Genomic DNA, 13917 nt, shown 5'->3' with positions numbered 1-13917 from the left:
AAAACACTATTTTTTTCTTTTTTTTTGTGATATAATAAATCTTGTGATTAATTTTTTGAAATCTTTACAATTTCGTTATCAGTTTAGGTTTATATAAAATAATTATTGATTTAAATTTTAAGGTAAAAATTGTTTGATTTCTAAAAATGTTGAGTTTGAGAATATTATTAAAAAAATAGAATCAAAAATAAAAAAGGAGAGAGGAATGACAAATAATCTTAAAACTTTACAAAAAGATTTGCGTTCATTTGCAAAGAGGCACAAAAATTTTAAATATACAGATTCAGCGTTGATTACATTTTTGATAACAGGAATGATTTTTTCTGTTAAAAATGCTTTTTCAGAAGGAGAAAATACAAATATTGAAAAGCAGAAACAGGAAATTTCTAAGTCAATTAAGGACATACATCAAAATTTTAAAAGAGCAAAAGCTGAAAATAATAAATTGTTAAAAAATACAAATATAGAATTAATTCAGTTAATGGAACAAGGGGATCATGTTACAAAATCGCCATGGAGCAGCTGGCAATATGGGATAAATAATTTTTATAATGATTGGCATGGAACTTATAAAGGACGTGGTAATAAAACTGACAATATAATTTATACTAGAGATAAAAATGCTAAGATGTCTGGAGATACTCATTTTGGAGCAAAATATGGTGCAACTAATTTAGCAAGACTAGTGGAACCAATAGCGTTTATACCGATAGATGCAGGAGTTGTTCCTAAAAATATAAGTAAAACGGCACTAAATATAAATTTACCAGTTATTGGAACTCCAGGGACTCCGCAATTAAATGTACGAGTATCGGATCCACTCCAAGTAACAACTATTAATCCAACATTGCCTAACATAATACCATCAACACCTTCACCAAATTTGAATCCATTTTCAGACTTTACATTTCTTAATGGATTTTGGAATAGAAGTGGAATGAGTGATACTGGTAAAACTTTTTGGGCTGGATACAATCCGTACTCAAATAGTTATGTTCAAGGATTTGGAAATAATTTATTGGTTAATAATACTGCGAGTAACAGTGAAAGAACAGGAGTTTTGATATACTTGACAAATGGAGCTCCTACGTATTCTGGTGTAACTGTTCACGTTGCTGGAAATACAGGAGGGGCTGGAAAAGTAGGAACAACAACTTCTACTTCTTTAGGTGGAACAGCTCTTGATGGAAGGGTAATATCACAAAATGCTAGTAATTCTACGCATAATGGACAGATAGCGTTTCATTTGTTTGGGAAAAATACAGTCACTAATTCTACAATTAATATGTATGGGAAAGCAAATGCCTTCTCATTAGAAACATGGCAAATGCATGATTGGAGTTTTAGTGGGGTAAAAGTAAACATAATTGATAAAGGGATTGAAAATGAAGCTACAAATCAAAAAGGGCTTTCTGATGAAAACATAATTTTTAATATATATCCAAGCTATTATGAAACGACGACAGGTTTTACAGCACATACTTTAACTAACCGTAACAGAGGGAAATTTAATGGAGATGTAAATGCAGATTTGACTACTCGTTATAATATAGTTTATTCTGTTGTTGGAAATGCAGGTTCATTTGGAATAGATAACAATCACGGAATGTATAATTTGGAAGGTTCTAAAAATACATTGTATTCAGGGTTAGGATATCAAGCCAATTATGGAGCATTTGCAAGCAGCCTTACTAATAATGCCAGCACAAATGGTTCGCAGCATACACTGGCAGGAATGAAGCCATATATAAATTTTGACAGTAATAAGATATCATCTTCTGGAGACGGGAATATTGTAATGTTTTTTGCTCCAAATACGGTTACAGATATAGCTCCATATTGGGCTGCAACACAAACTTTTGCTGAAACTTCACCCGAAAAAAAGGCTTGGAATAAGTCTGTAATAGGAATTTATCAAGGGGAAATTAAAACAGGGGCAAAAATAGGTATGGAACTTAGTAAAAATGGAGGTACTACTGCTCAAACTATTCAAGGAAATACAGGAACTAGAAGTGACAGTAATCAATGGGTAGAAAAAAATGTAGGAATATTGGCTGCATCTGGTCAAAGAACGGGTATAAGTTCACAAAACGACTTGGGAGCTGACGCAGGTGCAAGAACTCGTAATATTCCTTTTTCTCAAGATGTTATCCATTCATTGCAAATAAATGGAGCGGATTTCAAATTTGGGAAATATTCTAAGAATGGAGTAATGATCGCTGCTCAAAATGGGACAGAAGTTGATGTATTGATGAGCACAAATTTACAGGATGTGCAGGATAGTGGAGGTAACAAAGTTACTCAAATAACTCAGACTAAATTAACTGATTATGGAGTAAGTGGAGCAGCACCAACATCTGCTGTGGATGATACCACTAATGAAGCAGCAACAGGAACCATAATAGCACTGGCACAAGGAAAATGGAGTGATGCAACAGGCAATCTGAGCAGTATGTCTTCAAATACGGTAACAAATTTAAAAAATCTTTCAAGTACAATTAACATAGGTCAAGACGTTGAAATGTCGGCAAGATATCATAAATTTGTTTATGGAAAAGCAGATGTGGAAGAAATTTACCCAATTGCTTATGCTGCAACTAAAGGTGGAATAGTTAATGCAGAAAAAACCACAAAGGCATTGGGATACGGTTCTATAATTGCTTACGCTAGCGGTGTAAATGGAGATACTAAAGCAGGAAGTGAAGTTAATTTAAAAGGAAATGTAACGGCTCAGGATGCAAATGCTGCAAATGATGATGATACTAAAAAACTAAAATGGACTAATGTTGGTGGATATGCTAAAGATGGTGGAATTGTAAACTTTGGGACAAGTAAAAATGCTATAACAACTGTAATAAATGGTTTGGGAGCTTATGCGGATGGAGAAGGCTCTACAGTTAATATGTATGGAACAAATACCACAATTAATACAGGAGCTGCGGGTGCATTGGTGGCTAAAGATAAAGGAGCAATAAATTTCGGCGGTGGAACGATTACTCACAAAGATAACCTGACTTTGGCTGCTGATAATAAGAACGACCATGATAATACGACTCCGTTTTATGCTACAACAGATGGACAAATTAAATTTAATGGTGCAACTACGCTTGATATGCACGATGGAATTTTAATAACAGGAACAAATACTGATTACAGTAAAACTATTGATAATAAGAGTAAATATCAGGGATTAAATAATGTAACAGTAAATATTCACGGACACAATGTTACATTAGGATCATTTGATGGGCTAGATTTAGAATGGGATGACAAAACTGATAGTAAACAGACTTATCAGAATGGGTTACCAGGAATTTCAAAATTTGCAGGTGGAAAGGTTAATTTGATATCAAATGCCACTTATAAGTCAATTCTTGTAAATGGAACATTAAAAGTATCAGCGACAAATGTGGATTTAAATGATTCTAGTGATTTGTATAATGGAATACAAATGGGAAATGAAATGGTAACCATTAAAAATACTACAACTGTAACTGGAAATATAAGCTCAACAGGGTTAGTTGGAAAAGGTGAAGCTCAAGGTCTTTCTATGGGAAATATTGCAACAAGTATTCAAGTATCAGCAGGTATAACGCCTTCAAATGCTACATCTGGTTTTGTTAATGAAGGTACAGTAAATGTAACTGGAGGAACCGGTGCACAGGGAATTGCTGGAATAAATGTAAGTTATGGAACAATACAAAATAAAAATTCTGTGACAATAGACAATGGAGCAGGTCTTTATGGAACAAATGGAAGTAAACTTGTGAATGAAAAAACAGGAACAGTGACAGTTTCTACATCTGGAGTCGGAATTGCTGGGATTGGAACAGGAGCAACAGTTCAAACTTATGGAACAGATGATATAGGAACAGGGCCTACTGTTGAAATAGAAAATCACGGAACAATTAATGTTGCGGGAGACAAAGCAATTGCAATTTTTGCAAAAAATAATACTGGTGTTGCGAGAAATCGGGTAACAGTTGTAAATGACCATCAATTGACGGTAGGAAAAGAAGGAGTTGGAATTGCGATAGTTTCTGAGAAATCAGCAAGTGGTACTGAAAATGGCGGGATTTTAACGGCAATGGCTTCTGGAACTGGTTCAGACATTACTGCTGGAATTGAAGGAAAAGGGATATTTGCTAAAAATTCGGATGTAAACCTGACAGGTGGAGATTATGTGATTGAAACACAAGATGACGGTGTTGGAATATTTGCTTCAGGAGAGACAAATGTAACAGGGACACTTGAATATAAATATGCTGGAAATACTTCAAAAACAGGTATGGGAATAGTTTATGACCAGACAGACACAAACGGAAATCTTGTAAATATAACAAATTCTGCCAATATAAAATTAAATAATGCTTCTGGTACAGCGGGTGGAATAATTGGAATTTATACGCTTTCTACTGGAAAAGACTTGATAAATACTGGAACAATCACAGGAACATCATCTGCAAAAGAGTTTGGAATAGTGACAAATGGCGCAAATGTTTTAAATAAAGGATCAATCACATTGTCTAATGCAACATCGCAATCTGATGCAAATGTAGGAATTTATGCAAAAGGAAGCAGTAAAATAATTAACGAAGGAATAATTACAACAGGGAAAAATGCTATTGGAATTTATGGATATGGAGTGACTAATAGCGGAACTATAAATACTGGAGATAATGGAACGGCTATTTATACAGTTGGAAGCGGAACAAATCCTTTAGAAAATGTGAATTTAACTTCAGCATCAATTATAAATGTTGGAGAAAATCAAGCAGTTGGAGTATATGTAGTTGGAAAAGACCAGACTGTTACGGCAGATTCTGGATCGCAGTTTAACATAGGAAAAGATTCATTTGGCTTTGTAAATGCTGGACAAGGAAATACGATAACTTCAAATGCAAATCCAGTAACATTAAAAGGTGATGCAATTTATATTTATCAAAATGATAATACAGGAAAAGTATTCAATAATACTGCATTGGTTTCGACTGGAGATAGAAATTATGGACTTTATGGTAACGGAATTATTGAAAATACAGAAAATATTGATTTTGTGACGGGTGTTGGAAATGTAGCGATATATTCTACTGGGGGAACTGCAACAAATCACGGATTAATTAAAGTTGGTGGGACTAACTTGCAGAATAAGGAATTTGGTGTGGGAATGGCAACAGGATATTATGATAAACACGCTGCAAATCCTTATAGTAATCAAGGAACTATTATAAATAAAGGAACTATAGAAGTAAGTCAGGCAAACTCAATGGGAATGTATGCAGTTGGGCCTAATTCAAAAGCAGTGAACTATGGAGATATAAATCTTTCAGGCAATAATACGATTGGAATGTATCTTGACAGAGGGGCTCATGGTGAAAACTGGGGAACGATTCAAACAACAGTTTCTGGACTGAAGGAAGTAAAAGGTATTTATCTTGCAAACGGAAGCTATATTAAAAATTATGGAACAATAAATATTCAGGCATCTGATACTAAAAGTGCTGGAATATGGACTGATAAGGAATCTTCAGAAAATGTTGAAGAAAATGCACTTAATCCATTAACAAATAGAAGGGGGACATCCGCTCCTGCGACAAAAGTAGTAACAGCTACCGATATGAAAGAAATGGGAGGAGTAACTATAAAAGTACCGCCTGCAGCAACTCCAGTAACTGTAACTGATGCTAAAGGGAATGTGCTTCCAATAGTTAATGTAGATACAAATGTATCTTCTCCCGCACCGACAATAGTAAATGTAACTTCTCCTTCAGGAGTTACTGCACTTGATTTAAGTACACTAAAAGTTGGGAATTCTTCAATGTTGAATTATCCGTCAGCATCGCAAGCAAATACAATTGGAATGTATGTGGATACATCAGGAATAAACTACACAAATCCGATTCAAGGTATTGAAAATTTAGGAAGACTTTCAGATATTAACTTGTATTTTGGTACAGAAGTGGCAAGATACACTACTTCTAAAGTTATACAAGTTGGAGATAATATATTGACACCATACAATGATGCGTTAAGCAGAGTCGTGACAGCAGGGACAATGCTTAATGTAACTTCATCAAGTCTGACATGGATGGCTCAGCCAACAAAAGATCCAGTAACTGGGCTTCTTGATAAAGTATATTTAGTAAAAGTTCCTTATACTGCTCTAGCTCAAAAGGGAGATGAAAACACATATAATTTTTTAACTGGTTTGGAACAAAGATATGGTGCTGAGGGAATTGGGACACGTGAAAATGAAATATTCCAGAAATTAAATGACCTTGGAAAAGGTGAAGGACATATAATGGCTCAAGCCATTGATGAAATGAAAGGGCATCAATATGGTAGTTTACAACAAAGAATCAATGCTACGGGAAATGTTTTGGATAAAGAATTTTCATATCTAAAAAATGAGTGGAGAAACCCAAGTAAGCAAAATAATAAAATTAAATTATTTAGCTCAAGAAATGAATACAATACAGACACAGCTGGAATTGTTGATTATACAAATAATGCTTATGGTGTAGCCTATGTTCATGAAAATGAAAAAATTAAAATGGGAAATTCAAGTGGATGGTATGCTGGAGCTGTAATTAACAGATATAGATTTAAAGATTTGGGAAAATCAAAAGAAAATCAGTCAATGTTTAAAGCTGGGGTTTTCAAGACCATGTCACCTAAAAATGATCATAATGGTGCATTACAATGGACAGTTTCGGGAGATATATTTGCAGGAATTAATAATATAAAACGTAGATATTTGGTTGTTGATGAAGTATTTGAGGCTAAATCTGGCTATCATTCTTATGGAGCAGCAATTAAAAATGAGTTTAGTTATGATATTAGAATGAGTGAAAGAACTCATTTACGTCCTTATGGAGCTGTAAAGATGGAATATGGAAGATTTAACGGTATAAAAGAAAATAGTGGACAACTGAAACTGGAAGTAAAAGGGAATGACTACTTTTCTGTAAAACCAGAAGCAGGGATAGAATTTAAGTATGTTCAGCCGCTTGCAGTAAAAACAAATTTATCAGTAGGAGTATCAGCCGCTTATGAAAATGAAATTGGAAAATTACAAAATTCAAATCAGGCAAGATTAAGAAATACAACGGCAGACTGGTATAATCTTGAAAAAGAGAAAGAAGATAGACGTGGAAATGGTAAATTTGATTTGAACATTGGAATTGATAATACAAAATTTGGAGTTACTGTAAATGCTGGTTATGATACTAAAGGGGAAAATATAAGAGGTGGAATTGGATTTCGGTTAATTTATTAAATTTGGTTTGAAATATTTTAAATAAAAAAATTATCAAAATGTATTGTATTTTTTTGTTAAATTTGATAAAATAACGTGCTATCTATTTTTAAAGCAATAGAAGGATAAATAAAATAAATTAAAAAATAAAAGAAAGGAGAGTGTGATATTTTATATAATTGATTATATATTTATCATACAAAGTAAAAAGATGACGAATAATCTTAGAAATTTGCAAAAAGATCTACGTGCGTTTGCAAAAAAAACAAAAGATTTTAAATACACAGATTCTGCATTGGTCACATTTTTAATGACAGGAGTAGTATCAATTACAAGTAATTTATTTTCACAAACTACAGATAAAAGCATAGAAAATCAAAAACTGGAGATTTCATCTTCAATAAAAAATATGCATCAAAAGGTTAGGGAAACACGAAAAGAGAATGATAAATTATTAAAAAATACAAATCTTGAACTGATTCAATTAATGGAACAAGGAGATCATGTAGTTAAATCACCTTGGAGTAGCTGGCAGTACGGAATAAACTATTTTAATAATAATTGGAATGGAACATATAAAGGACGTGGAGATAAGAAAACAAAATATCCATACGAAGGAATATTTGAAAGAAGTTCAGATATTTATGAAAGAACAATATCACCAGATAGTGAAAATTATGGATTGTTAAGTAGAAACAGAAGACCAAACTTTGCTTCAGGTTCAGCTGCTGGATACGGTATAGCGAGTTTCAAACCAGTAAGAGAGCCAATTATACCATTTGAAGTAAGGGCTGGAATACGTCCAAGAAGTATAAACAAATCAGCAATTACAATAGCTGATAAAACAGCTATTACTCCTACATTGCCAGAGGCAATTAGCTTTACACCACCAAGTCCAGTTATCGGATTACCAGAATTGCCAGAATTACCAGCACCCCCTACATTTAATATAGAATTAGGATCTTATTGTAATTATATGACAGGTTGTGGAAGAAGTGTGAGTGGAGGAGCTTATAACTATGATTTTGATACTTATGCTGTTTCTGTTTTAGCTAATGGAACTGTTAGAGGAACGCTTGTAGATGGTCGTCCTTCATTAAGACATTCATGGAATACAACAGGAAGTGTTTTATTGAAATCATACTTTGACACAGAAGGAAATTATGATTTAACAACTAATTTAACAGTTAATTCAGAAAATCCTCTTAATAACGCTCAACAGCAATCTGAAAGAGATGCAAACAGAGGTTATAATGCTCAAAGATTCTTAGTTGGAGGTTCTCGGGCAGCTACAATGGATAATGCACCTGCAAATACAGATGTTAAGCTTGACAATAAAGCAACAGTTAATTTAGTAGGTCCTTTGACAGTAGGATTTGAAGTTCAAACAGATACATATTATGGACCAAATGGAAGTAAGAGAGAAATGGTTAATACAGGAACAATAACAGATGCTGCTGAAACAACGCTTGCAACTATTGGTGGACTAAATAAAGGAGATTCTGCACCATTAACTCTTGCCCCTTTATTAGGGAATGAAACTGTTAACATAAATAGAACTGCAGCTGGATACACAGGATATAAAATCGGTATGATATTAACATATGAAAATAATGATACGAGAGTTAATACAAAATATGTATTAACAAATAATGGAACAATTGATTTTGGTGGTGAAAAATCAATAGGAATTCAAGTTTATGCACCAGGTTCACCTTCACTTGTAGAAGTAGCAAATACAAATAAGATGAATATAGGTGGTACAGCAAGTTATGGTATGAAATGGTCTTCACGTGTAGGAGCTAACAGTACAATGATTAATGATAAAAGCGGAGTAATTAACGTAACTGGTGATGCTGGAGTTGATTCTAAAAATAAACCAGTAAATTCATTATCGTCAGGTATTGCTGTAATAGAAACTAATGCGGCAAAAAATGCTACAATAAGAGCGTATCAAGGAAAGGTTGAAAATAAAGGAACAATTAACGTGTCTGGTGGTAAAGGTAATACAGCTATGGTTTTAATTGTAAAAGCAGACGACGATATAACTAATAGTGGAACAATAAATGTTAGCAGTACTGAAAAAAGACAAAATATTGCTATGAGGGTTGATAAAGGTTCGGTTACAACAGATGCTACAAATGAAACACCAAAAGCAATAAATGATGGAACAATCAATCTAGATGGAGATTCTTCAATAGGTATGGTTGGAACAAATGCAGATGTTGTAAATAATGCTAATAAAACAATAGGAACTACTAGCGGAAAAACAATCATTAATGGAATCGGTATGGCAACATCTGGTGGAACACTTAATAATTCTGGAAAAATTGAGCTAAAAGGTACAGGAGCAGCAACTAATGTTGGTGTGTACATGACAAAAGGAACTGGAAATCCATCAGGAACACTTGCAGCGACAAGTGATATAAGTGTAGAAGGAGACAACTCAACAGGTGTCCTTATTACAAACGGTACATTGAACTATGGAGGAACTACTACTGCTACTGGAAATGGAGTTACAGGATTGATAATAGGAGATAATACGGCTGCAAATAATGCTGTTGTAACGACTACAAAAGCTGGAACTGTAACAGTAAATGATGGTGCAGGTGGATCTGCTGGAGTTTATGAATATCTAGCTTCTGATGGTAAAACTAAAATTAAGAAGGGTTCTTATGGTATTGTTGTAGGTAAAAATTCAAAACTTCTAAGTAGTCCTACAGGTAATGTAAATGTAGTTGCTGATGTAAAAGGTGCAGAATCAATAGGGTTGTACTCTGGAGAAGGAGCTGAACTTGAAGTTGGAGATCATAATGTAAAAGCCTATGAGGGTGCAGTAAACTATGATGCTGACAAAGGTAAAATAACTTTAAAAGGTACAGGGACTTCAACTACAGGACAAAAATCATTGTTATTCTATCTAGGACAAGATGGTTCAGGAAAAGTTTCAATAGACGGTGCTATGACTGCCACTATTGAAGGAGGAACAACACCTAATGAGAGAGGTAACGCATTCTACTATGTAGGAAATGGTGGAGACTTTGGAAAATCTCAAATTCAAGGATGGGCAAAGAATAACTTTGGAGATGGGACAAAGACAACTTTAGGAAATTTAACATTGAATATGAATAAAGGTTCAAGACTATTTATTGCTCAAAATGTTGGAATGGATTTATCTGACACAACAGGAGATGCTGTTTCAAAGGCTACAGGAGCAAATATAAATGGAACTGACTATAAGACATTTATGCTATATTTGAGTAAATTGACAATTAATCAGGATGTAAACCTAGATAATGCTAATGATGCATACAATCAGCTTGAAATTTCAAACTCATCAATAACAAATGCGAATACTAAGACTATTACAGGAACAAAAGCTGATCAGGTTGCAATGGCTCAAGAAAATGATAGTAAGTTGTATGCAAGAAACAAAGTTACACTATCAAATGAAGGAACAATTAACTTAAGTGGTACAGGATCTACAGGAATTTACGCTAAATACGGAGAATTGTATAACAAAGCAACAGGTGTAATGTCAATGGGTGACAAATCAACTGCCATTTATGGAATTGAAGATTCATTGATTGAAAATGCAGGAAAAATTACGATAGGTTCAAATTCAACTGGACTGTATTCAGAAGGATCTAAGACACAAACAATAAAAAATACAGGAGAGATAGAATCAGCAGGGAATGATTCAGTTGCAATATCTTACAAACCAGATGCAGCACTTACTTCAGGAACAGTTCTTGAAAATACAGGTAAAATCACAATGACAGGTGACAGAAATACAGCAATGTATGCAACAGGTACGCCTGGATACACGGCTAAGAACAGTGGAACAATTACATTGGGAGATTCAGCATCAATTACGAGTCCTAACGTTGGACTTTATACGGATCATAACACTGTAATATTACAAAATACAGGTAAAATAGAGTCTGGAAACAACACAATTGGAATATATGGACATGCTGTAGAAAATTCAGGTGACTTGAAGATAGGAAATGCAGCAATTGGAATTTATTCTCAAAGTGGAAATGTTAATCTGACAGGAGGAACAATTACAACTGGAACTGATGAGGCAGTTGGAGTTTATACAGTAGGAAGTGGACAAACAGTTACAAATAGTGGTACATCATTTAACATTGGAAATAATTCATTTGGATTTGTAAACGTTGGAACTGGAAACACAATAACTTCAAGTATTTCAAATGTAGGACTTGGAGACAACAATGTGTACATGTATTCAAATGATAAAGCAGGTACAGTAACAAACTTTACAAACATAACTTCTACTGGAGAACAGAACTATGGAATCTATTCAGCAGGTACAGTAACAAATAATGGAAATATTGACCTTTCAAGCGGAAAAGGAAGTGTGGCAATTTACAGTATTAAAGGAGGAACTGCAACAAATAATGCAACAATCACTGTAGGACCATCTGATGTTACAAGTAGCCTTTACTCAATAGGTATGGGAGCAGGATATGATACGATTGATACAGGAAACATTGTGAACAAGGGAACAATTAATGTAAATGGTAAATACAGTATAGGAATGTATGCAAGTGGAGCAGGAAGTACTGCAACAAATGATGGGGATATTTTCTTGAACGAAAGCAACACAACAGGTATTTATGCTGACAATGGAGCGACAGCAATAAATAACAAAAATATTACAACAGGTTCAGGAACTTATACGAATACGGTTGGAGTATATCTAGGAAAAGATTCTAAACTGATAAATAATCCTGGAGCATCAATTAATATAAATGCCAAGAACGGTGTAGGAGTCTACTTAAAAGGAGGAATAGTAGAAAACTACGGAACTATAACAGTAAATGGTGTTTCTAAAACAAATAACAGTGAGACAGATGGTAAACTAATATATGAATTTACAGTTCCTGACACAGGAAAAGGAATAGGAGGAGTAGCAATTGATGCACCTGCAGGAGCTCAGACTGCTACAATCACTGTAAATGGAGTACCACAAATACCGACAGTTGTAAATACGACAGGAAGAAATCCAATATCAGTATCAGCTTCAAGTATTGGTCTATATGTAAATACATCAGGAGTTAATTACACAAGATCAATAGATGGATTGCAAAACTTGACAAGTGAAGCAGACTTAATCATTGGTAATGAGGCAGCTGAATCAACAAACAGTAAATATATATTAGTAAATGACCCTAATATAATAAATCCGTATAAAACAGCAATGCTAAGTAATCCAAACATTAAATGGAATGTGTATTCAGGATCAATAGGATGGATTGCAACTCCAACACTGGATCCAAATGATGGTTCAATAACAAGCCTATACATGGCAAAAGTGCCGTACACAGAATGGGCTGGAAGAAAAGCAACACCAATAAACAGTTTAGACACATATAACTTTGCAGATGGATTGGAGCAAAGATATGGAGTAAAAGATTTAGGAACTAGGGAAAGGTTAATATTTACAAAACTGAATGGAATTGGAAACAACGAAGAAGTATTGTTGTATCAAGCATTTGATGAAATGATGGGACATCAGTATGGAAACTTACAGCAAAGAATTAATGCTACAGGAAACTTACTTGACAAAGAGTTTAAATACTTAAAACACAACTGGAGAAATCCATCTAAACAAAACAACAAGATTAAAGTGTTTGGTATGAGAGATGAATACAACACTGATACAGCAGGAATCATCAACTATACAAGCAATGCCTATGGTGTAGCTTATGTTCATGAAGATGAAAAGATTAAGATGGGTAACTCAAGCGGATGGTATGCAGGAGCAGTAACAAATAGATTTAAGTTCAAGGATATTGGAAGCTCAAGAGAAGATCAGACAATACTTAAAGCAGGAGTATTTAAAACTATGTCACCAAAAGGAGACCATAATGGAGCATTGCAATGGACAATTGGTGGAGATGCATTTGTAGGTATTAATGCAATGAAACGTAGATACTTGGTTGTAGATGAAGTGTTCCAGGCTAAATCAGACTATCATTCTTATGGTGCAGCACTTAAAACAGATTTAGGATATGACATTAGAATGAGTGAAAGAACACATTTACGTCCATATGGAGCGTTGAAGATGGAATATGGTAAATTCAATGACATCAAAGAAGATAGAGGGGAAATGAGACTGGAAGTAAAAGGAAACGACTATTTCTCAGTTAAACCTGAAGTTGGAATGGAATTCAGATATGTACAGCCACTTGCAGTAAGAACAAACTTAACAGTAGGAGTAACAGCTGCGTATGAAAATGAGCTAGGAAAAGTTGGAGATGTGAACAATAAGGGAAGAGTAAGATATACGACAGCAGACTGGTTTGGAATCAGAGGAGAAAAAGAGGATAGACGAGGGAATGGTAAGTTTGACTTAAATATTGGAGTGGATAACACAAGATTCGGAGTTACAGTAAATGGAGGATATGACACTAAAGGAAATAACGTAAGAGCAGGAATAGGATTTAGAGCTATTTACTAGAACAAAGACAGAAGACAGAATAAAGAAAGAGAGGGCAGCGGAACTTAGGTTTTGCTGTTCTTTTTTAGAAAATAAGTATATTTTGTTTTTATGATTTTTAGAGATTTATGAATAAATTATTGAAATGATTGATAAAATTAAAAAACGTGATATAATACAATCAAAGAAA

At 34.1% G+C, this 13917-nt stretch carries 2 protein-coding genes; both read left to right on the top strand.

The window, feature by feature from the left end; all coding sequences use genetic code 11:
* Positions 1 to 205 precede the first annotated feature (205 nt).
* Positions 206 to 7279, top strand: coding sequence for an autotransporter-associated N-terminal domain-containing protein (locus BQ5344_RS08700; RefSeq protein WP_158663016.1), 7074 nt, complete (start codon positions 206 to 208; stop codon positions 7277 to 7279).
* Positions 7280 to 7421: 142 nt separating this feature from the next.
* Entirely contained in the window at positions 7422 to 13748 is a 6327-nt protein-coding gene (locus BQ5344_RS08695) for an autotransporter-associated N-terminal domain-containing protein (protein WP_235846139.1), read from the top strand.
* The last annotated feature ends 169 nt before the right edge of the window (positions 13749 to 13917 follow it).

It is taken from the genome of Leptotrichia massiliensis, from assembly GCF_900104625.1.
In the GTDB taxonomy this organism is placed as follows: Bacteria; Fusobacteriota; Fusobacteriia; order Fusobacteriales; family Leptotrichiaceae; genus Leptotrichia; species Leptotrichia massiliensis.
Note: the sequence above shows the minus strand (reverse complement) of the source record. Positions and strands in the feature narration are given on the sequence as shown.

Coding starts and splice junctions, on each gene's coding strand:
- BQ5344_RS08700 (WP_158663016.1), top strand. CDS start 206: ATGACAAATAATCTTAAAACTTTACAAAAAGATTTGCGTTCATTTGCA.